This window comes from Pseudofrankia coriaricola, from assembly GCF_032027725.1.
Classification (GTDB): Bacteria; Actinomycetota; Actinomycetes; order Frankiales; family Frankiaceae; genus Pseudofrankia.
Genome location: NZ_JASNFO010000084.1, coordinates 17,387 through 39,496, shown reverse-complemented (window position 1 = coordinate 39,496; position 22,110 = coordinate 17,387). Strand labels below are relative to the sequence as shown.

20 protein-coding genes are annotated in these 22,110 nt (G+C 64.8%); 19 read left to right on the top strand and 1 reads right to left on the bottom strand.

All coding sequences use genetic code 11. The annotated features are described in order from the left end of the window. Positions 1-156 precede the first annotated feature (156 nt). The 4 genes from QOZ89_RS35865 (at position 157) to QOZ89_RS35850 (ending at position 4,295) form a co-directional block, all read left to right on the top strand. Entirely contained in the window at positions 157-1,605 is a 1,449-nt protein-coding gene (locus QOZ89_RS35865) for an aldehyde dehydrogenase family protein (protein WP_241841588.1), read from the top strand. Between the two features lie 249 nt (positions 1,606-1,854). Further along, the gene (locus tag QOZ89_RS35860; RefSeq protein WP_198543147.1) at positions 1,855-2,319 is read left to right on the top strand and encodes a cupin domain-containing protein; all 465 of its coding nucleotides are present in this window, start codon (positions 1,855-1,857) and stop codon (positions 2,317-2,319) included. 122 nt (positions 2,320-2,441) lie between these two features. Next, on the top strand, positions 2,442-3,506 hold the full coding sequence (locus QOZ89_RS35855; protein ID WP_312628310.1) for a zinc-dependent alcohol dehydrogenase family protein: 1,065 nt from the start codon (positions 2,442-2,444) through the stop codon (positions 3,504-3,506). Between the two features lie 69 nt (positions 3,507-3,575). Next, a complete protein-coding gene (locus tag QOZ89_RS35850) occupies positions 3,576-4,295 on the top strand; it encodes an SDR family NAD(P)-dependent oxidoreductase (protein WP_198543146.1) in 720 nt (239 codons plus the stop codon). 19 nt (positions 4,296-4,314) lie between these two features. On the opposite strand, the gene QOZ89_RS35845 is transcribed toward QOZ89_RS35850, so the two are convergent. Further along, positions 4,315-5,151, bottom strand: coding sequence for a mycofactocin-coupled SDR family oxidoreductase (locus tag QOZ89_RS35845; RefSeq protein WP_312628308.1), 837 nt, complete (start codon positions 5,149-5,151; stop codon positions 4,315-4,317). A 161-nt stretch (positions 5,152-5,312) separates the two neighbouring features. Here QOZ89_RS35845 and QOZ89_RS35840 point away from each other — a divergent pair, with 161 nt between their 5' ends. The 15 genes from QOZ89_RS35840 (at position 5,313) to QOZ89_RS35770 (ending at position 22,080) form a co-directional block, all read left to right on the top strand. After that, entirely contained in the window at positions 5,313-6,173 is an 861-nt protein-coding gene (locus QOZ89_RS35840; RefSeq protein ID WP_312628306.1) for a TIGR03619 family F420-dependent LLM class oxidoreductase, read from the top strand. 50 nt (positions 6,174-6,223) lie between these two features. Next, on the top strand, positions 6,224-7,102 hold the full coding sequence (locus tag QOZ89_RS35835) for a TIGR03620 family F420-dependent LLM class oxidoreductase (RefSeq protein ID WP_312628304.1): 879 nt from the start codon (positions 6,224-6,226) through the stop codon (positions 7,100-7,102). Positions 7,103-7,191: 89 nt separating this feature from the next. Then, positions 7,192-8,655, top strand: coding sequence for an aldehyde dehydrogenase (locus QOZ89_RS35830; protein WP_312628302.1), 1,464 nt, complete (start codon positions 7,192-7,194; stop codon positions 8,653-8,655). Between the two features lie 102 nt (positions 8,656-8,757). Then, positions 8,758-9,594 (top strand): mycofactocin-coupled SDR family oxidoreductase, encoded by an 837-nt coding sequence (locus QOZ89_RS35825; RefSeq protein ID WP_071047705.1) that lies wholly within the window; start codon positions 8,758-8,760, stop codon positions 9,592-9,594. 64 nt (positions 9,595-9,658) lie between these two features. Beyond that, on the top strand, positions 9,659-10,537 hold the full coding sequence (locus QOZ89_RS35820) for a mycofactocin-coupled SDR family oxidoreductase (protein ID WP_083418320.1): 879 nt from the start codon (positions 9,659-9,661) through the stop codon (positions 10,535-10,537). Between the two features lie 11 nt (positions 10,538-10,548). Further along, positions 10,549-11,367, top strand: coding sequence for an N-acyl homoserine lactonase family protein (locus QOZ89_RS35815; RefSeq protein ID WP_312628297.1), 819 nt, complete (start codon positions 10,549-10,551; stop codon positions 11,365-11,367). Positions 11,368-11,389: 22 nt separating this feature from the next. After that, entirely contained in the window at positions 11,390-12,199 is an 810-nt protein-coding gene (locus QOZ89_RS35810; protein WP_071047702.1) for an SDR family NAD(P)-dependent oxidoreductase, read from the top strand. A gap of 130 nt (positions 12,200-12,329) precedes the next feature. Next, positions 12,330-13,193: a TIGR03619 family F420-dependent LLM class oxidoreductase gene (locus tag QOZ89_RS35805; protein WP_312628296.1), complete on the top strand. Its 864-nt coding sequence runs from the start codon at positions 12,330-12,332 to the stop codon at positions 13,191-13,193. A gap of 314 nt (positions 13,194-13,507) precedes the next feature. Beyond that, complete coding sequence (locus QOZ89_RS35800) at positions 13,508-13,879, top strand: cupin domain-containing protein (protein WP_312628294.1); 372 nt, start codon at positions 13,508-13,510, stop codon at positions 13,877-13,879. A 798-nt stretch (positions 13,880-14,677) separates the two neighbouring features. After that, positions 14,678-15,517 carry a mycofactocin-coupled SDR family oxidoreductase gene (locus tag QOZ89_RS35795; protein WP_198543145.1) on the top strand — a complete coding sequence of 280 codons (840 nt, stop codon included), beginning with the start codon at positions 14,678-14,680 and terminating at the stop codon, positions 15,515-15,517. 599 nt (positions 15,518-16,116) lie between these two features. Then, on the top strand, positions 16,117-17,274 hold the full coding sequence (locus tag QOZ89_RS35790) for an MFS transporter (protein ID WP_071047699.1): 1,158 nt from the start codon (positions 16,117-16,119) through the stop codon (positions 17,272-17,274). Positions 17,275-17,699: 425 nt separating this feature from the next. Beyond that, entirely contained in the window at positions 17,700-18,734 is a 1,035-nt protein-coding gene (locus tag QOZ89_RS35785) for an ABC transporter permease (RefSeq protein WP_198543144.1), read from the top strand. Beyond that, positions 18,731-20,254 (top strand): sugar ABC transporter ATP-binding protein, encoded by a 1,524-nt coding sequence (locus QOZ89_RS35780; RefSeq protein WP_071047697.1) that lies wholly within the window; start codon positions 18,731-18,733, stop codon positions 20,252-20,254. The genes QOZ89_RS35785 and QOZ89_RS35780 overlap by 4 nt, the downstream gene beginning before the upstream one ends. 131 nt (positions 20,255-20,385) lie before the next feature. Then, the gene (locus QOZ89_RS35775) at positions 20,386-21,450 is read left to right on the top strand and encodes a sugar ABC transporter substrate-binding protein (RefSeq protein WP_157910446.1); all 1,065 of its coding nucleotides are present in this window, start codon (positions 20,386-20,388) and stop codon (positions 21,448-21,450) included. A gap of 438 nt (positions 21,451-21,888) precedes the next feature. Beyond that, positions 21,889-22,080, top strand: coding sequence for a hypothetical protein (locus QOZ89_RS35770; RefSeq protein ID WP_312628286.1), 192 nt, complete (start codon positions 21,889-21,891; stop codon positions 22,078-22,080). Positions 22,081-22,110 lie beyond the last annotated feature (30 nt).

Genomic DNA, 22,110 nt, shown 5'->3' with positions numbered 1-22,110 from the left:
GGCCGCCGTCGCAAGGCTCTGACGCCACGCCCCCGTCAAGGGACTTTCGGGGAGGCGGGCCGGGCAGGAGGTCGAACTCCGCTACGTGAATCCGGCGACCAGCGGCGGGTGGTCGAGGCGGGTGACCCTTGGTTGACCTACTAGTGAGGAACAGCGGTGCCCAGGACGACCGATGCGACGACGCGCGACCTTGCCGCCGAGGCAAGCGTCGCCATGACAATTGACGGGCGGCGCGTGACGGCGGAGCGCGTCTTCGAGGTGCTGAATCCGGCGACCGGACGCCACCTCGCGAAGGCGCCGGACTGTACTCGCGGCCAGGTGGACGACGTCATGGAAGGCGCGCAGCGCGCCTTCCAGACGTGGCGCCGTGACGACGCCGCTCGATGTGCTGCCATGCTGGCGGCAGCCGACGAGCTCGAAACGGTGGCGGAGGAACTCGCCCTGATTCTGACCGCGGAGCAGGGAAAGCCGTTGCGCGACTCGCTCGCGGAGGTTGCAACCTCCGCGAAGTGGCTCCGGTGGTACGCCCATCCCGATCTCCTCACTCCGGAGATCGCTGAAGACAGCGATCAGCGCAAGGTCAGTGTCCACCGTCGCCCGCTCGGGCCGACGGTGGCCATCTCGCCGTGGAACTTTCCCATCCAGACAGTGGGGAAGAAGGCATCTCAGGCACTACGTGCCGGCAACACCATGGTGGTCAAGCCGTCGCCCTATACGCCGCTGGCGACACTGAAACTCGTCGAGGTGCTTCAGCGGGCCTTCCCGCCCGGCGTCCTGAGCGCGGTGAGCGGCGGTGCGGAGCTGGGCGGCTGGTTGACCGGGCACCCGCTGACCCGCAAGATCAGCTTTACCGGTTCGACCGCGGTGGGCAAGCTCGTTGCGGCGGCGGCGGTGCCAGACCTCAAGCGGATCACGCTCGAGCTCGGCGGGAACGACGCCGCGGTGGTCCTGGACGACGCCGAGCCGGACGTCGTGGCGCGGGGTATCTTCGACCGCGCACTGGTGAACTGCGGGCAGACGTGCGCCGCTATCAAACGAGCGTACGTTCCTGAAAGGCTGTACGACGAGGTCGTCGAGGCGCTCGCAGAGTGTGCGCGTGCTGCCGTCATCGGTGACGGCATGGACCCGCTCACCGACTACGGTCCGCTTAACAATCGGCCTCAGCTGCGGATCGTGTCGGACCTCGTCGACGACGCGCTGCACCGCGGAGCGCGGGCCGCGGCTGGCGGCGAGGCTCCTGAGCGTGCGGGGTTCTTCTACTGGCCGACGATCCTGGCCAACGTGGACGATCGGATGCGCATCGTGGACGAAGAGCAGTTCGGCCCGGCCTTGCCCGTGCTGTCGTACGGCAGCCTGGACGAGGCCGTCGAGCGCGCGAACAGCGGAAAGTACGGCCTCGGCGGATCAGTGTGGACCTCCGACCCGCAGCGTGGCGCCCTGGTGGCAAGTGAGCTCGTGTGCGGCACGTCGTGGGTCAATACACATGCGGTCACGCTCCCGCATCAGCCGTTCGCGGGCGCTAAGTGGAGCGGGGTCGGCGTCGAGAACGGCCGCTGGGGCCTGTACGACTTCACTCAGATACAGGCCGTCCACACAGCCTTGTAGCCGTGGTCCGTCGAGTCTTGTCGCGCGGACGAGGTGGCCTGGTGTCGGTCCGCCGCGAGCTTCGTCCGGTCCCGAAAACCAGACCGAACACCTATTTCGTACATTATATATTGTTCCTGCTGATGAAACTCGGTTCTCCAGCAGCAGTTCATCGTCTCTGAGAAGGGCGGCACCATGCCAGGCGAACACCTTCAGGTTCAGGCCCGCCGAGTCGTCACTGGCCTCGACGAGTCCGGAAGATCGACGTTCGTGGCCGACGGGCCGACGCCCGTACGGGTCGCGACACCGGGGTTCACAGTCTGCGACATCTGGCGGGTGGAGACCCTGCCCACGGACGTCCTGAACGAAGACGGCACTACGGGGAAAGTCTTACTCGACCCTCCTCAAGGAGGCTTCGTCTACCGAATCACGACCTTCCCACCTGACAGCGAGTGGGATGCGGTGGCAGAGTACCGCGCCTCACTCGAGGCGATGAGCGGGGCAGCGGCCGTCGACCGTGCCGGGTCGAACGGCGACGTCGTCGGCCTGCACCAGACCGACACAGTCGACATCGTCACGATCATCTCGGGTGAGCTGTACGCGGTCACGGAGACAGGCGAGACGCTCCTGAAGCCGGGCGACACCCTGGTGCAGCGTGGCACCGTTCACACCTGGAGCAACCGCGGCGACAAGCCGTGCATGAAGGTGGCGGTGCAGGTCGGCGGGAAGAGGTGAACAAGGTCGCCGTGTTGCGCTGGGTCCGCGCCGGCAGCTGCCCGTAGTCCGCAGGAGGTCGTGCGAGCTCGGTGACGGCTGGGCGGCCAGGTAGTCGTTCGTCGTACCAGCGAGGAGATGCAATGCGTGGTGTCGTCTTCCGTGGAGACCGTAAGATCGAGATTGCCTCGTTCGACGATCCGGTGCCCAGCTCGAGCGAGGTGGTCATTGAGGTCAAGGCGTCGGGGATCTGCGGCAGTGACCTCAAGTTCTACCGGGGAGGCGCGAATGCTGCCTTAGCCGCGTTCGGTACTGGTCCAGCTGACCTCGATGGCGACGCTCGCGTCATCGCTGGGCACGAACCGTGTGGAGTCGTCGCCGCGACGGGGCCCGGGGTGGACGAACGGTCGGTCCGGGTGGGCGACCGCGTGATGGTCTACCACTACACCGGGTGCGGGATGTGTCGCGAGTGCCGTGCCGGCTGGACGCAGATGTGCGAGCACGGGGCCGGGCTCATCGGGTCGACCGTCGACGGCGGCCATGCGGACTTCCTGAAGGTCCCCGCGGTCGCCGTGCTCCCGTTGCCCGATGAGCTGAGCTACTCTGCCGGAGCAGCAATCTGCTGCGGTACCGGCACCGCCTACGGTGCGTTGACCAGGTTGGACCTCTCTGCCCGCGACACGATCGCCGTCTTCGGTCTGGGACCTGTGGGCCAGTCGGCCGTGCAGTTGGCTGCCTCCATGGGGACGTCAGTCATCGCGGTCGACGTCTCAGAAGAACGAGTCGCTCTGGCTGAAGGCTTTGGTGCGGCTCACGCCATCGACTCGAACAAGGTCGATCCGGTGGAGGCCATTCGCGAGCTGACCCGGGGCCGAGGGGTGACCTGTGCACTGGACGCGGCGGGTTCGTCAGGGGCACGGCGGGACGCCGTGCGAAGCCTGGCGAACTGGGGCAGGGTCGCCTTCGTCGGCCACGCTGAGGCGGAGACGACTTTCGACGTGAGTCGCGAGGTCATCCGAAAGCAGCTCACGATGATCGGGTCGTACACCTTCTCCGACGTAGTGCAGACGGACTGTGCTCGCTTCGTGGCCGATCGCGGTGTCGACGTCGACAAGGTGTTCACCGATCGGTGGACGATCGACGCCGCCGCGCACGCATACGTCGAGTTCGACAAGCAGCTCGGAGGCAAGGCAGTGATCGAGTTCTGACGTCGGGGACACTCCCGACCAACTGAGAGGACGACGAACATCAGCGAACGACTGAGTGGCAAGGTCGCGTTGGTCTCGGGCGGTGCCCGGGGCCTCGGAGCCGCACACGTCGAGTTGTTCGGCGAGGAAGGTGCGTCCGTCTTCTTCGGTGACGTGCTGACCGACGAGGGGTCAGCACTCGAGGCCGAGCTTCGACAGCGTGGCCTCGACGTTCACTTCCTCCGCCTCGACGTGACCCGACCGGACGACTGGAGCGCTGCGCTCGACCGCGTACTCTCCGTGCGCGGCACGCTCACCACGCTGGTGAACAACGCTGCGATCTTCAGTCCGGAAGGAACCGAGGCGCTTTCCCAGCGGCGGTGGAGGCAGGTGATGGGTGTGAACCTGGAGGGCCAGTGGCTCGGTATGCGGACCGTCCTACCCACGCTGGTGGCCTCGGGCAACGCCTCGATCATCAACATCTGCTCCGTGTACGCCCAGATCGGGAGCCCTGACGCGATCGCATACCACGCCTCCAAAGGTGGGGTTCGGATCATGACCAAGTCGACCGCCCTGGAGTATGCCGGCCGGGGAGTGCGAGTCAACTCGGTCAACCCAGGCGTGATCGACACGCTCTTTGCCGGTCCGGCAACTCCCGAAACCGAGTCTGCCGAGATCGGTCTCGTGCCGCTGGGCCGAAAGGCCCAGCCGCGCGAGGTCGCACACGCTTCCTTGTTCCTCGCCTCCGACGACGCCAGTTACGTGACGGGCGCCGAGATAGTCGTCGACGGTGGGTGGACGGCACACTGACCCAGAAGCTCTCTGAGCATTACAGAGTGCGACCGGCGTCGACGACAAGCGTCGTGCCTGTCACGTAGCGGGAGTCGTCTGAGGCTAGGTACATCACCGCGTTGGTGACGTCGTCGACCTCGACCCAAGGGATTGGGATGGTGTGCATCTGCCGGGCCGCCGAGTTGGGCGCCTCGGCATCGGCACGGCTGGGGTTCTGGACGTCGGGGAAGAACAGCTTCCACGTGAGGTCGTTCTGGAACATCGGGGTGGCGACGTTGGTCGGGCACACCGCGTTGACCCGCACCCCCTGCTCGCCCAGTTCCAAGGCCAGGGTCTTGGTCAGTCCGACCACGCCGAACTTGCTCGCGTTGTAGTGGCCGATGCCGGGAACGGCCTGAAGACCGCAGGTCGAGGCGGTGAAGATCACTGATCCGCCGCGACCCTGGCTCAAGATGTGGGGGATGGTGGCCTTCGCTGTGTTGAACGAACCGGTCAGGTTGACGTCGATCTGCTCCTTCCACTCCTCTGCTGTCAGGTCGAGGACGTTCCCGAAGCCGCAGACGCCGGCGTTGACGGAGACGACGTCTAACCCACCGAGTTGGGAAACGGCTGCGGACACGACGGCGTCAAGTCGCTCTGCGTCGCGGACGTCTACCTGGGCGGCAGCAACGCGTCGGCCGCGCGCCTCGACACCGGCCGCGGTCTCGTCGAGCTCGCCCTTGGTACCCAGCGCGTAGCCGATCGTGGGGAGATCGGCGCAGATGTCAAGAACTATGACGTCCGCTCCCTGTTCGGCAAACCTCCAGGCGTGGTTTCGGCCTTGCCCGCGCGCAGCACCAGTGACCAGAGCAATCTTGCCATCGACACGGCCCATCGTTTCCTCCGGCGTAGGGGTAGCAGGATATTCCCACATCATATATAGTATGTCCAGAGAAGCGCTGCCGCCCGATGGTCTCGCTCTCTGCCGTCTACGGGCCGTCCTGGGTCGCACGTGACGAGGTGCTGCCTGACGCCCGGTCTCGACCTGGAGCGTGCATGAAGTTCGGAATCCGCTACTCGGACACCGGGGTGGCCGACATTGTCACGATCGCCCAGGCGGCCGACAGCGCTGGGATCGAGTCGATGTGGCGTGGCGAGCACGTCCTCGTCCCGCGGGAGATCAAGTCGATCGACCCCTACTACGCGCGCGGGTTGCCTCCGGGAATGGAGCGGTTCGCCTCCTTGGACCCGAACACGCTCGCGGCGTATCTTTCGGCGAGGACGGAGAGCATTCGCTTCTGCATGGGTGTCAACCTAATCGCGTTGCACAACCCTTACCAGCTCGCCCGCGTCGTGGCGACCGCCGACATCGTGAGCAACGGGCGGATCATGCTGGCGGTGGGAGTCGGGTGGCTTCGTGAAGAGTTCGACATCATGGGAATCGACTGGGCCACGCGAGGATCGCGGACCGACGAGGCAATGGCGGTGGTACGGGCGCTTTGGCGCGATCCGCATCCTCAGTTCGAGGGCAAGCACTTCCATCTCCCCCCGGTCACTTTCCAGCCCAAGCCCGTCCAGGCGAGTCCGCCACTGTACGTGGCGGGCCTCTCCAGGTTTGCGTTCAGGCGTGCGGCGCGTCACGGTGACGGTTGGTACGGGCACGACCTGTCGGTCTCCGAGGCCGCCGGGATCATGCGTCGCATCGAGGAAGAACGCGTCGCGGCGGACCGTATGGATCATCCGTTCGAGTACACCACTCGAGCCCCCCACGACATCTCACCCGCCCAGGTCGAGGAGTTCGCGGCCATCGGGGTGCACCGGCTGGTCCTCGATGTCGGCTCCGCGGCCTTTGACGGGCTTTCCGTCGTGGTCTCGCGTCTCGAAAAGATCGGCAAACAGCTGGTGTCAGCCCAGTGAGCGCAGCCGCGGGCGGGCCGGGTTCCGCGCCAGAACTGAGAGAGAATAAGATGGATCTTGGCAAGGTCGGTATCTGGACCAACCAGCTCACGCGCCTGACGTCGCCGGAATTCCGTGACACGGTTCAGGAGATCGAGGAGCTCGGCTTCGGGACGCTGTGGTTCGGCGAGAGCGCGTTGGGCCGCGAAGCGTTCACGAACGCCGCGCTTACGTTGAGTTGGACCGGACGCATCGTGGTCGCCACGGGCGTCGCGTCCATCTACGCGCGTGACGCGTCGGCGACGGCGTCAGCCCAGCGGGTGCTCTGCGAGTCGTTCCCTCATCGGTTCTTGCTGGGACTGGGAGTCAGTCACGAAGGACTGGTGAAGGCCCGGGGGCATTCCTACGACAAGCCCCTTGACGCGATGCGACACTATCTGCGCGGGATCGACGTGCATCCGGCGGGAGACCTGCCGCACCCCCCTGCCCCACCGCCGCGAGTCCTCGCCGCATTGGGGCCCGGCATGCTGGAGTTGGCCCGAGACCACGCGCAGGGCGCCCATCCGTTCCTCGTCACGCCGGAACACACGCACCTGGCCCGAGAGACCTTGGGTCCTGGTCGGCTGCTGGCCCCCGAACAGGGTGTCCTGCTGGAAGAGGACCCGGAGGTCGCACGCTCGATCCTGCGAGCCGAGATCAAGAATCGCTTGGGGTACCCCAACTATCGCAAGAGCCTCGTCCGGCTCGGCTGGACCACGGACGACTTCGCCGGCGGTGGTAGCGACGCACTGGTCGACCGCCTGTTCGTGTGGGGCTCGGCGGCGGAAGTCGCCGCCCGCGTGAAGGAGCACCTGGCCGCAGGGGCCGACCACGTTGCCCTGTACGTTCTTCGCGCCAAGGCGGGCGGAGTCCCGATCGAGGAATACCGTCAGCTCGCCCCGATCGTCTGACTGTCGTCCGTTGGACCGTCTCGCCGCAGCAGCCAGCGGCCCGTCCCGAGGCTCCACGGAGAACTTCCTATCACGACCGAGGGTTTATCATGGCGTGGACTGGAAAATACGATCGCCTCTTCATCGGGGGCGAGTGGGTCGAACCCAAGTCGAACGACAGAATCCAGGTGGTCTCGCCGTACACAGAGCAGGTGTTCGCCGAGGTTCCTGCCGGGTCGAGGGCGGACGTCGACCGTGCGGTGCAGGCTGCGCGTGCTGCCTTCGACGGCGGGCCGTGGCCTCGGACCACAGTGGGCGAGAGAATCGAGCTGCTTCGTCGGCTGAGTGCCGCGTTCTCGCAGAACCGGGAGGTGCTCGCTCGTCTCATCACTCAGGAAATGGGATGCCCGATCACCCTGTCCCGGGTCCTGCAGGCCACCAGCCCGCAGATCGTGATCGACACCTACGCGAGGATCAGCGCTGAGTACCCCTTCAGCTCGCTGCGGCGTTCCGGCACCGGCAACGCGCTCGTGACGCGTGAGCCGGTGGGTGTCGTGGCCGCGGTCGTGCCGTGGAACGCCCCGCAGTTGCTCACGCTGTTGAAGCTGGCCCCCGCGCTCGTCGCCGGCTGCACCGTCGTGCTGAAGCCGGCACCGGAGACGCCGCTGGACGCCTATCTCCTCGCCGAGATGCTGCAGAATGCGGGCGTGCCCGAGGGCGTGGTGAACATCGTGCCCGCGGATCGGCAGGTGAGCGAGTACCTCGTCACCCATCCCGACGTCGACAAGGTCACGTTCACCGGATCGACTGCCGCAGGTCAACGCATCGCGTCATTGTGTGGGAAGGATCTCCGAAGGGTCACACTGGAGCTAGGAGGCAAGTCGGCCAGCATCATTCTTGACGACGCCGACATGGACCTGACGGTCGGAGCCGTTGAGGGATCCTCCTTCCGCAACGCCGGGCAGGCGTGCAGCGCCAAAACGCGCCTCGTGGTCTCGCGCAGGCGCAAGACGGAGCTTGTCGAGCGGCTGGTCGCCTTAATCGAAAAGATGCCCGTAGGCGACCCGTTCGATCCCGCCACGAAGATCGGTCCCTTGGTCACGGCTCGCCAACGAGATCTCGTCGAGGGGTACATCGAGTCGGGGCGCTCCGAGGGCGCCAAAGTCGTGGTGGGAGGCAGGCCGCCGCGTCTCGATCACGGCTGGTTCGTCGAACCGACCGTCTTCGACCAGGTCCGACCCGACATGCGGATCGCCCAGGAGGAGATTTTCGGCCCGGTGGTCTCGGTGCTCACTTATGAGAGCGAGGACGAGGCGGTCTTGATCGCGAACAACTCCAGGTACGGCCTCAGCGGCTCCGTCTTCACTAGCGACCTTCAGCACGGAATGGATGTGGCCAGGCGGCTGCGCACTGGCACGGTCGAGTTGAATGGCAGCCCCGCGGGCTATGAGGCGCCGATGGGCGGCTTCAAGAACAGCGGGATCGGCCGCGAGTTCGCTCTCGAAGGCATTGACGGCTACGTCGAATTCAAGTCAGTGGGTGTGCCGGACAGCCTCGCGGACTCGCTGTCCTAGAAGCCGCCGAGCCCGCCGCGACACCCGTCTGCCAATACGATATATAATATGTAATTTCTTTACCTGGTTCGAAGGTCTCGACGCGCGCATCAGGAGGAGCTCATGGCCGGCCGCGTAGACGGCAAGGTGGCACTCGTGACGGGAGCAGCCCAAGGGCAAGGCCGCAGCCATGCCGTCAGGCTGGCGGAGGAAGGCGCCGACATCATCGCGGTGGACATCTGCGAGCGGATCGCCTCCGTGCCCTACCCCCAGGGAACGGAGGAGGGCCTGCGGGAGACGGCGAGCGCGGTGGAGGCGCTGGGCCGGAAGATCTTTGCGGTGCGGGCCGACGTCCGCGACTTCGAACAACTCAAGCGTGCCGTCGACGACGGGGTGGCCCTCCTCGGCCACCTGGACGTCGTCTCGGCCGGCGCCGGCATCCTGAACTTCGGTGAGCTCGCGTCGCTGTCGGACGCCGACTGGCAGGACCTCATGGACGTGAACCTGACCGGCGTCTGGCACACCTGCAAGGCTGCGGTCCCCCATCTCCGGGCCGCCGGCGGCGGATCCATGATCTTGACCAGCTCGACGGCAGGTTTTATCGGCATGCCGGGCATCGGACACTACGTCGCAGCGAAGCACGGTGTCATCGGACTCATGAAGACGCTCGCCCTCGAGCTGGGTGGCGACAAGATCCGCGTAAACACCGTCAACCCGACGAACGTGAAGACCGACATGCTCATGAACGACGCCGTCTTCGCGCGATTCGCCCCCGACCTCCCCGCCGAGGAGCGGACGCTGGAGAACCTGATACCGCGGTTCAAGGCGCCGCACGCGCTCGACGTCGGCTGGATCGATCCGATCGACGTGTCGAACGCAGTTCTGTGGTTGGCATCGGACGAATCCCGCTACGTGACGGGCGTGTCCATCACGATCGACGCCGGTCACACCGCTCAATAGCAGCTCCAGGCCTGTCGCTCCCCGCACGGGTCGCCTGCCCAGCGCTAAGTGAGGAGTTCTCATCATGGGAAAGATGGACGACAAGGTCGTTCTGGTCACCGGCGGAGCGCGGGGCCAGGGGCGGTCCCACGCTATCCGCATGGCTGAAGAGGGCGCCGACGTCGTCGTCACCGACATCTGTAAACAACTGCCCTACGTCGACTACGCGATGGGCACCCCTGAAGAGCTGGAGGAGACCAGGCGGCACGTCGAGAAGCTCGGCCGCCGCTGCCTGGCCTACCAGGTCGACGCACGCGACCGTGCCGGCATGCGAGAGGCGGTCGACACGGCCGTCGCCGAGTTAGGGCGGCTCGATGCCGTCATCGTCAACCACGGCATCGCCGTGCCGCACACTACCCTGGGGCCGGACCACGATGACGACGTCTGGGACCTCGTCATGGACGTCAACCTCAACGCCGTATGGCGCACCGTGCGGGCCGTCGTCCCACACCTGAAGGAGAACGGCGGATCTATTACGGTCACGTCGTCGGCGGCTGGACTCGTCGCACTATTCGGTCGGGCCGCCTACGTCGCGTCCAAGCACGGTGTCATCGGTTTGGTGAAGACTCTCGCCGCCGAGCTTGCGCCGTACTGGATCCGCGTCAACGCGGTCTGCCCGACCGGCGTCGACACCCCGCTCTACCTCAACCAGCCGATCATCGAGGCCTTCACCGGCAAGCCGAACGGTACGCGGGAGGACATGATCTTCCCGGCGACGTCGCTCAACCTGCTGCCCGTGCCGTGGATCGAGCCAGTGGCGGTGTCCCACGCCATGCTGTTCCTCGCCAGCGACGAAGCCCGGTACATCACAGGGGTCGCGCTTCCCGTCGACGCCGGGATGACCACTCAGCCTCCAGGCATCACGCCGTACGTCGGACAGCGACTGGCCGAGCTGGGGAACTGAGGAAGCCTGACATGCTCTACACACCTCGTGCAACAGCCAAGCGGATGGCGGCGCTCCCAGGCGCGGCCTTCGTCAGCCAGCCCCGGCACGTAGGCAATGCGGAGCTGGGTCTCATCGGTGCCACGTCCACCCTCGACGTCACCCAGCCCTGCCCGTCGTTTCTGATCGAACACGACCGCGGTCTCGTGCTCTTCGACACCGGTTTCGACCCGCGCGGCCTGGACGACATGGCTGCATACTATCCGGAGATCTCGAAGGCGCTTCCCATGGCGGGAAACCGTGACCTGGGTATCGACCGGCAGCTCGATGGTCTCGGCTACCGGCCGAGTCAGATCTCGTACGTCATCCCGTCCCACCTGCACTTCGACCATGCCGGCGGGCTCTACCTTTTCCCCGATTCCACTTTCCTGATGGGATCCGGCGAGATGGCCTTCGCCCTCCAGGCGCACGACAAACCGCAGGCCGGGTTCTTCCGAGTCGAGGACCTCCTGCCGACACGTCATTTCGACTGGATCGAAACCGCTCATGATTTCGACCTGTTCGGCGACGGAAGCGTCGTTCTCCTCTTCAGTCCGGGACACACCCCTGGCTCGCTGGCATTGTTCGTCCGCCTGCCGAACCAGAACATCATCCTGTCCGGCGACGTCTGTCACTTTCCGCTCGAGGTCGACATGGGTATCATCGCCACTTCCTCCTTCAGCCCGTCGTACGCTACCTTCGCGCTTCGCCGTCTGAGGATGATTAGCAAGGCGTGGGATGCGCGGATCTGGATCCAGCACGAGGAGGACCACTGGAATGAGTGGCCCCACGCTCCCGAGTACATCGACTAGGCGGTGGACGGGGGAGAACGCAATGGACCCGATCGGTCGGGTGGTCGGCAAGACGGCAGTCGTCGTGGGCGGTGGGCAGGCGCCAGGGGCTACCGTGGGCAACGGGAGAGCCGCCGCTGTTCTGTTCGCCCGCGAGGGCGCCAAGGTGCTCGTGGCCGACCGCCATTTGGCGAGCGCCGAGGAGACGGCTGGGCTGATCAGGTCCGAGGGGGGGACCGCGGCCGCTGTTGAGGTCGATGTCACGCGCGAGGCCGACATCGAGCGCTTGGTGGCCGTCTGTGTCGACACCTGGGGTGGGCTCGACATCCTGCACAACAACGTCGGCATCAGCGAGGCGGGAGGGGACGCGCCGGTCACCGAGATCACTCCGGAGGCGTTCACCCGCATCATGGAGATCAACCTTCTCGGGATGGTGCTGGCCTGCAAGCACGCCCTGCCCATCATGCGAGAGCAGGGACGCGGGGCCATCGTGAACATCTCCTCAGTCGCTGTGAAGATCGACTATCCCTGGGTCACCTACCAGACGTCCAAGGCCGGTGTCGTCACCCTGACCGAGCACCTGGCCATCACCAACGCGCCTTACGGTGTCCGTGCGAACGTGATTCTGCCGGGGCTGATCGACACGCCGATGGCAGTAGAGCGCCACGTGCGCGACGGTATGACCAGGGACGAGGTCGTCGCCAGGCGTTCGGCGAGGACTCCACTCAAGGGACGACCCGGGAACGCGTGGGACGTGGCGCATGCCGCGCTGTTCCTGGCCTCGGACGAGGCTGGCTTCGTCACCGGGGCGACCCTCACCGTGGATGGCGGTCAGACTCTCGTCGTGGGCTGAGCGGTGTGCTGCTGGGTCACTAGGTCATGAGGAAGCCGAACGGGCTACGCATGTCGGGTTGGCGCCTGATCAGCTAGGGATGCCACGTGCCGGCCTCACGTCGCCGTGAGGCGTGCAGAAGGAGAAACACATGCGAATCGGCCTCAACCTCCAGAACTACGGCCCGCTCGGACATCGCGCGGAGCTGATGGCGGCGGTAGATGCCGCTGACGAGCTGGGATTCGACTCGGTTTGGGTGTCTGACCACATTCTGATGCCGAAGTCCCTGCCCGACCCCTACGGAAGCATTACGGAGGCCCTGTCGACGCTGGCGTTCATCGCCGGCCGGTCTGAGAGGCTGAAGCTCGGCACCTCCGTCGTGGTGCTGCCCCAGCGAAACCCCATCCTTCTCGCCAAGCAGGCGGCGACGATCCACGAGCTTTCGGCGGGCAGGTTCACCCTGGGAGTAGGCGTCGGTTGGGTCAGAGCGGAGTACGACATGCTGGGCGCCCCGTGGCCCCAGCGGGGTCGGACTGCCGACGAGTTCATCGAGGCGATGCGGGAGCTGTGGACCAACCCAGATCCTCATTTCCACGGCGATCGGGTCACCTTCCGTGACGCCCTCTTCGCTCCGAGACCGGAGGGGTACCTGCCTTTGGTGGTCGGCGGGGTCGGCGACGCCGCATTGCGGCGGGTAGCGCGGTACGGCGACGGGTGGCACGCCATCCACTCCGACGTGGAGGCCATTCGCACCGCCAAAGCACGACTGGACGAGCTGTCCGAGGGCCGGGAGCTCGAGATCCAACTGCGGATCTCGGCGAACATATGCAGTACTCGACGGCTGGAGGGTCCGGGCATCGAAGGCGACCCGGACACGGTTCGGGCAGCCATCGAGGCCTACCGAGAGGCGGGCGTTGATCTGTTGATCCTGGATTTCCCCGAGCAGCAGCTCGACGACTTCCTCGGCCAGTTGCGCACGTTTGCTGCACAGGTGGGGATCGGCTCCGCGGCCTGAGCTCAACTGGTGCGCCGGCGTCGCGGTTATGGGCCAGGCCGCTTCTCACAAAGGACCTCTTGAAGTCGAACACCATATAGCATATATTACATCATGTGACGCGCCTCACCTTGGCGGTCACTGTCATCCGTAGATAGAGAGGCGCCGACATGGCAGGGGAACACCTTCAAGCACAGGCTCGTCGGGTCGTCACGGGTGTTGACGGAGCTGGTAGGTCGACGTTCGACTCGGACGGACCTACGCCCGTCCGGCGCGCGACTGAGGGATTCACGATCTGTGACATCTGGCAGGTCGAGAAGTTACCGGTCAATGTCATGGATGGCGACGCGTCGACGGGTGAGGTGCTGCTCGACCCGCCTTTGACCGGCTTTGTCTATCGTGTGACCACCTTCCCACCCGACAGCGAGTGGGACCCTGCCGCGGGGTACGCCGCCTCACTCGAAGCATTGGGCGGTGCTGACGCGATGCGCGATGGCGAGGGAAGCGACATCGCTGGTCTCCACGAGACGGACACGGTGGATATCGTCACCCTGCTCTCCGGTGAACTCTATGCGATCACCGAGAGCGGTGAGACGCTTTTGAAGCCAGGCGACTCTATTGTCACGCGTGGCACCAAGCACAGTTGGAGCAACCGCACTGATAAGCCCTGCACGCTGGTCTGCGTGCAGTGCGGAGCGACGCGCTGACGACGAATCTGACACCTCGGTCTCCGAGTGGAGCCCCGGCGTCATGGGCTACTTGTCGTCCGCGAATGCTACTGCTTCACCGTTCAACACCAGGACGCCCGCTGCCGACCTCGTCTCCAGGCGAAGTGAGACCCTCAGCGCGCCACCGGCCGCGAATGCACGCTCCAGGACCGTCGCCACGCATTCGAGCATGTCCCCTGGCGTCATTGGAGCAAGGAAGCGCCCGCCGAAGGAGCTCAGTGTGCCGTGTCCCGCGATCGAGGTGAGGAAGGCCGACGTCAGTCCGGCTGGAGAGCATCGGGATGACAATCTGTGACATCTAGCAGGTCGAGAGCCTGCCCGTCGAGGTTCTCGACCGGGATGCCACGACAAGGCAGGGGGGGTCCTGCTCAACCCGGCGAAGACCGGTTTTGTCCACCGCGTGACGACCAAGGCGCCCGACAGCGGGTGGGATTGTAGCGGGGGAATACCGCGCCCTGCTCGAGTCGATGGGTAACGCCGACGCCTTGACAGACGATGTAACTGGCCTACCCGGCCTTCACGAGTCGGACACGATCGACATTGTCACGATCATCTCCGGTGAGCTGGTGGCCGTCGGCGAGACAGGGGAGACGTTCCTCCGACCGGCGACTCTGTCGTCGCGCGTGGCACCAAGCACAGCTGGAGCAACCGCCCGACAAGCCCGTCGTGCTGGCGTGCCTGCAGATGGGCGCGCTTCGCTAGCGACAAGGTCGACAGCGGACGCCGCTGCAGTGACATTTCTTGAGCACAAATCCACCTATGCGTATGGAGGAAATCATGGGCCGTGTCCAAGGCAAGATCGCACTTGTCACTGGCGCCGCGCGGGGGCAGGGGCGTAACCATGCTCTGAGGCTTGCCGAGCAGGGAGCAGACATCATCGCTCTGGACATCTGCTCGGACCTGCCCACCGTCCCGTACGCGTTGGGAACCGAGGACGAGCTCAACGAGACTGCGGCGCTGATCGCGAAGCTTGACCGCCGTGTCGTCACGGCCAAAGTCGACGTTCGGGACGCAGAAGGCCTGAACGATTTCGTGGCAGAAGCAGTGTCCGAGCTCGGCGGGCTCGACATCGTTGCGGCGAATGCTGGCGTTCTCGCTTTCGGTCAGCTCCTCGACATCTCGCCCGAGGAGTGGAAGGAGCAGCTCGATGTCAACCTGACGGGAGCATTCAACACGATGAAGGCCACCGTTCCGCACATCCTGGCTCAGGGACGCGGCGGGTCGGTGATCTTAACGGCGTCGATCGGAGGTCTGGAGGCGATTCCCAACATCGGACATTACAACGTGAGCAAGTTCGGTGTCGTGGGGCTTGCGAAGACCCTCGCCCTGGAGCTCGGCGACAAGTTCATACGTGTCAACGCGGTGTGCCCAGGCAACGTGGACACTTTCATGATGCAGAATGACGCCACGATGAAGTTCTTCTTCCCTGACGTCGAGAATCCAGGCCGAGCCGACGCGGAGGCTCCCGACTCGATCGCGCGGACGATGAATACCATCCCTGTTCCGTACGTCGACGTCGACGACATCAGCAACGCCGTGCTATACCTGGCCTCCGATGAGGCGCGCTACGTCACCGGTACCACGCTCGTCGTGGACGCCGGTCGAATGCTCAAGTAGACGGACGGCAGGTCCGGTGCCTGGACGACTCAGCCGAGGACGGCGAGGGGCGCCAGTCCAGTACGTCGCGATCGCCGCCGTCGTCCCGGCCCGGACCAGCCCCCGCAGGTCCGCGGCAGGCGGACTGTTCGTCAGGTCCCTGACCGCCGAGACCTCGATGGCGGGCACGACCATGTCCCCCTCTCGGGCCGGGCGCGTGTGGTCGCAGCCGTGCCAACCGCCGATCGTGATCAGGTAGGGAAGGGTCTTGGTGGCCCGCGCCAGGCCAGGCCAATCCTGTCCCAAAATAGGCGACAATAAATATATGATATATAGAAAGTTGGTTTTGCAATGGAGACAGCTCATGAGCACTGAGAGGTGTACATGGGGGGCGGCCACGCAATGCCCACCAGGTCGAGGCCATCACGGCGAACCTGATAGGCATTAACCGCCGGCGCAAGTCGCATGCCGGCATGCGCGTAACGGACATCTCACAGATCGGGGGACCGACCTGGCTCCGTGCCGTCGATGCCCGCTTGAAGTCAGTTCAGATGGGGAGGGCGGACCCTTCCCTCCGTCGATGGTCGACACCGCGTATGCCGGGTTCTCGTGTGCAACACGTGTGGGTGCTGATGTTCCCGGGGATTGTGGCAGCGTTGACCGCCATTCCTGTGATGGCTCTAGGCCCGATCGCGTTCGCAGTGCGTGCTGACATCGAGCTGAGCACGGCAGACATCGGCGTCGCCTTCTCGTCGTTCTTCCTCTGCTCGGCGTTGTTCGCCAGCGCGGGGGGATGGCTTGTGGTGAGGTTCCCAGCGAGCGCCGTGGCGCGCGTCGGGACGTTGTGTTCGGCAGGTGTTTGCGTCGTGTTGGGAGTGGCGGAGGTCAAGCCGCTTCTATTGGCAGCCTGTCTGGTCGGGGGGATGGTCAACGGCGCGGTGACGCCCTCGCTGAACATTCTGATCACCAGAGTCGTGCCTGATCGGCGGTGGGGGCTGGCCTTCGGCATCAAGGCCGCAGCTGCGCCGGCCGCGGCTTCGCTAGCAGCTTCCGGGGCATACGCGGCAGCGTCGTCGGGGTTCTCCTGGCGGCATATGTACTGGATGTGCGCCGCCGCGGGAGTCGTGGTGGTCGCGGCTTCTCGAGGCTTGGACTCGGGTCCTCCGTCGAGGAGTCCTGTCCGGGTCCCACGCAGGAGGGTCCGCCCACGGCTGTCCTTGAAGATTCTCGGTGCGGGGGGATTGCTTGGCAGTACAGGGTCCTCGGTCCTGACCCCGTACCTGGCCGACGGCCTCATCGCTCAAGGCGAGCCCCCGGGCAGAGCGGCTGGGCTGTTGGCGGTGTCCGGCTGGTTGGCGATCACGGCGAGGATCATTGTGGGTGTCTTCTCTGACCGCTCACCTGACCCCCTGACGCACCTGCGAGCCGCGGCGCTTCTGCTCCTCGGGGGCTCGATAGGCATGGTCGGGCTGGCGACCGGCGGCACCTTCCCGGTCCTGCTCGTAGCCACGCTCGTGGCGTTCGGGCTGGGCTGGGCATGGCCAGGGCTGGTGCACCACGCGGCGCTGGCGACTCATCCCGAGAACCCGGCCGGTGCGACCAGCTACATGCAGACCGGCACGTTCCTGGGGGCTCTGCTCGGGCCGCTGGGGTTCGGCTTCGTCGCAGCCCATGGTTCCTTCACCTTGGCCTGGAGCATCTCGGCCGCGTCTGCGTTGCTTGCCTGCGGGTTCATGCTGGCGACTGTCCGTCAGCTTGAACACGGCGCCGCGAGCTGACTCACGGGATTCAAGCGGCGATCAGGAGATCGGACAACATAGACCGTTGACGGTACGCATCATATAAAATATTGTGTCACGCAGCGTCCATCCCACCTGACTTGGGCCATGTTGATCGTCCTAACAAGATCCCGAGCCCTTGACCCGTGGTGTCGCCGCAGCGGGCGTCGAAAAGTGCGCACCAATCCGGCTTCCTAGACTCCCGCCGCCGATCCCTGCCGCGCCCTCGGACGCCTCCACCAACTCCATGCGACGAGGAACGTATCTACGGAGAACCAACCCATCCGCGGACAGGACCCTCCGAGTCTGTTTGGTGCTAACCGTTCGTGCCAAGGAGATCTTCAGAGCAAGGCCGATGGCACCGGTGCGCACCAAATCGAGCGAAGCGATCAAGGGCCCTGTAAGCGTGAATCCGGAGGAACAAAATGACTGTGCGCGCGCCCGATCCGGTAGAAACGGCAGCCTCCCCGCCGGATTCCGCGAATGAGGTGGAAACTGACAGTCTCTTACGAAGGTTCGCGTCGTTCGCGCTCCGCTGCGGGATGCTGTGGGTCCTGGTGGTGCTGGTCATTGTGGCCCAGAACCTCTACCCGACGTTCCTCACCGTCGACAACGTTCGTAACATGATGTCCCAGAACGCCCCGGCAGCGATCATCGCGGTCGGCATGACCTTCGTCATCATCGGTGGTGGGTTCGACCTCTCCGTCGGAGCCATCTACGGGCTCGGCGCGGTTACGTTCGCGAAGATGACCTCGCACCTCTCGCTTGGAATCAACCTGGTCGTCGTCGCGCTCGTTGGCATTGCGGCCGGGCTGATCAACGGTCTCATTATCACAAGATTCAAGGTCAACCCGTTCGTGGCGACCCTGGGCACGTCTTCCTTGTTCCTAGGGGCTGGGTTCATTTATTCCAACAACTACCCCGTGGTGGCCGAGGCTGGTTCCGATTGGCTTGGGGCGGGCCAGTTCCTGGGTGTCCCGATCAGCGGGATTGTGATGGTGTTGGTCTTCCTGGCTGGGGGCATCTTGCTCTCGAGGACGACCTTCGGTCAAAGCGTCCGTGCTGTTGGCGGCAACGGGGAGGCGGCCCGTCTCGCTGGTCTTCGCGTAAATACCGTGCGGTGCACCACGTACGTCTTGACAGGCGCGCTTGCGGCAGTGGCTGGTTCCATCGACACCTCCAAGCTCAGTTCTGGACAGGCCGACCAGGGTGCATCCCTGCCCCTCTTGACTATTGCGATTGTGATCCTCGGTGGAACCTCGCTCAGCGGCGGTGAGGGAGCGATGTGGCGCACGGTGGTCGGCTTGCTAATCATCGCCACCATGACGAACCTCTTCGACTCCCTCGCGGTGACCACCGCGGTTCAACTGATGGCACAAGGGGCTGTACTCATCGCAGCAGTCGGCTTCGACATGTTCGGACGTGCGGCGCTGCCCCGCAGAAGAGTTGCAAAGAGATGACCGGAACCGCGGCGCCCACCAAGGACATCATCATCTCTGCGGCTGATCTGGGCAAGATGTTTGGGGGGATCGCGGCCTTGGCGGGCGCCAATCTCACCGTCCGTGGCGGGACCATCCATGCGCTGGTAGGTGAAAACGGAGCCGGCAAGTCGACCGTCCTAGGGGCGATTGCCGGCCGTCTATGGGTGGATTCAGGGAAGATCCTCCTTGACGGGCATGATGTAACACGCATCACGCCCAGAGCTGCGCGAAAACTGGGCGTGGCGGCGATCTATCAAGAGCTGACGATCATCTCAACGCTTACGGCGTGCGCCAACGTATACCTGGGCCAGACACCCGCTCGCGGTGGAGTGGTGCTACAAGGCGCCGTGAGAACGCGGTTCGAGGCGCTCTGCCGTCGGGTCGGCGTATCTATTCCAGCGGACGCCCGGGCGGGCGACCTGTCTGTCGCAGATCAACAGATGCTCGAAATCATGCGAGCATTGGAGTCAGGCGCACGAATCATTCTCCTGGATGAGCCAACCGCGTCTCTGGTCCAGGCCGAGCGCGAAAACCTCTTTCGCATCATGCGTGAGCTCCGAAGCGACGGGGTCACCATGGTGCTGGTGTCCCACAACCTGGGCGAAGTGCTCGCGATCTGTGATGAGATTACCGTCTTCCGCAACGGCGCGACCGTCGCTACGGGCCCTGTTGGCGAGTGGACCAGGGATCGCCTGCTTGGGGCGATGCTGGGACAGGCTGCACCCGATCTGCTGGCCAGCCACCGGACAGGCGAGCCCGTTGGTGATGTGGAGATGGTCCGCATCGACGACCTTCATGTTCCGGGCGTGTTGGATGGAATCTCCATTCGGGCGTGCCGTGGTGAAATTCTTGGCGTTGCCGGCCTTGTCGGATCTGGGCGCACCACGTTGCTCCGCGCGATCGCCGGACTCGAGCCGACAGCCACCGGTGAGCTGACTGTCGATGGTAGCCATACGCACTGGCCGACGACCGTGCGTCGGGCACTCCACCTGGGCATCGCACTGATTCCAGAGGACCGTAAGGTTCAGGGCCTCCTTCTTCATATGAGCTCGCGAGAGAACGTTGGCATCTCCAGCCTCAGGCGCTACTCGCGGTGGGGATTTGTGCGCCGAAGGAAGATGTCGCGAGAGGTCGGTGACCTCGTGACGGTCTACTCGCTTGATCCGAGCCGCATCGAACAACCCGTGCGGAACCTTTCTGGGGGCAACCAGCAGAAGGTACTTCTGGCTCGGTGGCAGTTGACGAGGCCGAAGGTTCTTCTAGCAGATGAGCCGACGCGGGGCATAGACGTGGGAGCCAAGGCATCGGTTCTGGAAAGCCTGCGGGCCTTCGCCAACGACGGAGCGACCGTCATCGTCGTCTCATCGGAGCTAGAGGAGCTCACGGTCCTTGCTGATCGCGTCGTTGTGCTCTCCGGGGGACGGTTGGTGGGGGAGATCGATGCCGGGCCGGAAGGCGTCAGCGTGGACCGTATGCTCGCGGCGGCATTTGCCGACTGAGAAGCAGCTGAAAGGTCTCGCCCGCGCCGCCGGTTGTTGCAGCGCTATCGAAGCTGTTTCTCGGAAGTGAAATCCGAACAGAAAGAGGTAAATCAATGATCCGATCGCCGGGGACCGCGAGGCGTAAATCGATGGTGCTCATGCTGTTATTAGCGACGATGCTTCTCGTCGGCGCCTGTGGGTCGTCAGATGCCACCAGTCCTGGAAGCGGTAAGAAAGTGACCATCGACGTCGGCGGCGGGAAGATCATCACCGTGACCGGCCCGCCCAAGGTCGCGTTTTTCACCTTCGGTAGCAACAACGCCTACATGTCGGTGATCAACCCGAGCATGAAGCGGGCTATCGAGGCGATCCCGGGTGCGGAGTTTACGATGTTCGACCCGGCGTTCGATCCGCAGAAGCAACTCAACCAGTTGCAGAACGCGTTGGCCAGCAGGAGGTACAACGCCTGGATCGTGGACGCCGTGGACGGTTCTCTCATCTGCAACATCGTGACCAAGGAGGCGCCGGCTGCCAACATCGCCGTCGTGCAGGTGGCCGGCCCCGCGTGCGGCTTGGAGAAGGAGCCGAGTTCCCAGGATCACTGGGCGCCGGGGACGGTGGCGATCGTAGACAACCTCAGCACCAACTTCCTGGTGGACTGGTATGAGTACGTGGTCAAGAAGAACCCAGGCCCACAGAAGGTCATCGTCGTGACGGGGCCGGACACCCACCCGACCTTCCTCCAGCATAAGAACGCCCTGGCGGAGATCCAGGCCAAGTACCCGGATTTCAAGGTCGTGGCGATCGCGCCTACCGACTTCTCCCGCCTCAAAGGTCAGCAGGTGACACAGTCGCTGCTCCTGGCGCACCCGGATGCGACGTTGCTCATGGGGATCTACTCGGACATCACCGAGGGCGCGTTGACTGCCATCGCGCAGGCGGGAAAGACTGGCCAGATCAAGGTCTACGACCGGGGCGGCTCCGCGCCCATCATCGAGGCAATCAAGGCTGGGACGGTCGCCGCGACGACGGCGAACTACCCGATCGATGCCGCCAATGCCGCCACCGATGCCCTTCGCAGGGCCTTTGCCGGGGAGGAAGGTCCTCGCGTCATCCTGAATGACGGTGGACCGGTTCCGGCTGGATCTGAGACCGGGATGACCCCGATCGACTCGTCCAACGTGGCTGACTTCCATGTCGAGTACGGCGGCTAGAAGTTCGTAGTGGCCGGCTCCAGGAGGCGCTCGGTCCCTGGAGCCGGGCCACGGATTTCGGGTGATGGGTAGGCCATTTGATACCAGAGATTCTCTGGGCACCTGGGCTGCGTGAGCGGCACCTCGGCGGCGGCCACCGAGGTCCCGGGAGCGCATGTGCGCCAGATGGACGACCTCATAACGATCGTGTCCGGAGAGCTCTACATCGTGCTGCAGGGAGGCGGAGACCCTGCTGAGGCAGGGCGACACGGTGATCCTTCGCGGGGCCATGTGCGCCTGGAGCAATCGCGGCGACAAACGGGCACAATCACCTCTCTGATGATGGGCGCCCGGTCGTGAGAGACAAACTGGCTCCACTCTAGTGTCCCGTGATTGAATTTAATTCACAGGCGAGGTGGATTAAAATAGCGGAATGGGCTTGCCTGCGGATGAATGAACGTGTCCGGTACCCGTTGGATCGAGGGACCCGGCACCGAAGGCGACCCCGCGGCGGTTCGGGCAGCCGTCGACGCCTACCGGGAGGCCGGCGTCGATCCGCTGATCCTGGACTTCGCCGAGCGGGAGCTCGGCGGCGTCCTCCGCCAGCTTCGGACGTTCGCCGAACAGGTCGGGGTCGGTTCCGCGACATGAGCCTGTGGGCGGCAGGCGGTGTGCTGCGTA

Bases quoted from the DNA above. Each gene is read 5' to 3' on its own strand.
- QOZ89_RS35855 (WP_312628310.1), top strand. From the start codon at position 2,442: ATGCGTGGTGTCGTCTTCCGTGGAGACCGTAAGATCGAGATTGCCTCG.
- QOZ89_RS35845 (WP_312628308.1), bottom strand. From the start codon at position 5,151: ATGGGCCGTGTCGATGGCAAGATTGCTCTGGTCACTGGTGCTGCGCGC.
- QOZ89_RS35840 (WP_312628306.1), top strand. From the start codon at position 5,313: ATGAAGTTCGGAATCCGCTACTCGGACACCGGGGTGGCCGACATTGTC.
- QOZ89_RS35835 (WP_312628304.1), top strand. From the start codon at position 6,224: ATGGATCTTGGCAAGGTCGGTATCTGGACCAACCAGCTCACGCGCCTG.
- QOZ89_RS35830 (WP_312628302.1), top strand. From the start codon at position 7,192: ATGGCGTGGACTGGAAAATACGATCGCCTCTTCATCGGGGGCGAGTGG.
- QOZ89_RS35825 (WP_071047705.1), top strand. From the start codon at position 8,758: ATGGCCGGCCGCGTAGACGGCAAGGTGGCACTCGTGACGGGAGCAGCC.
- QOZ89_RS35820 (WP_083418320.1), top strand. From the start codon at position 9,659: ATGGGAAAGATGGACGACAAGGTCGTTCTGGTCACCGGCGGAGCGCGG.
- QOZ89_RS35815 (WP_312628297.1), top strand. From the start codon at position 10,549: ATGCTCTACACACCTCGTGCAACAGCCAAGCGGATGGCGGCGCTCCCA.
- QOZ89_RS35810 (WP_071047702.1), top strand. From the start codon at position 11,390: ATGGACCCGATCGGTCGGGTGGTCGGCAAGACGGCAGTCGTCGTGGGC.
- QOZ89_RS35805 (WP_312628296.1), top strand. From the start codon at position 12,330: ATGCGAATCGGCCTCAACCTCCAGAACTACGGCCCGCTCGGACATCGC.
- QOZ89_RS35800 (WP_312628294.1), top strand. From the start codon at position 13,508: ATGGATGGCGACGCGTCGACGGGTGAGGTGCTGCTCGACCCGCCTTTG.
- QOZ89_RS35795 (WP_198543145.1), top strand. From the start codon at position 14,678: ATGGGCCGTGTCCAAGGCAAGATCGCACTTGTCACTGGCGCCGCGCGG.
- QOZ89_RS35785 (WP_198543144.1), top strand. From the start codon at position 17,700: ATGACTGTGCGCGCGCCCGATCCGGTAGAAACGGCAGCCTCCCCGCCG.
- QOZ89_RS35780 (WP_071047697.1), top strand. From the start codon at position 18,731: ATGACCGGAACCGCGGCGCCCACCAAGGACATCATCATCTCTGCGGCT.
- QOZ89_RS35775 (WP_157910446.1), top strand. From the start codon at position 20,386: ATGGTGCTCATGCTGTTATTAGCGACGATGCTTCTCGTCGGCGCCTGT.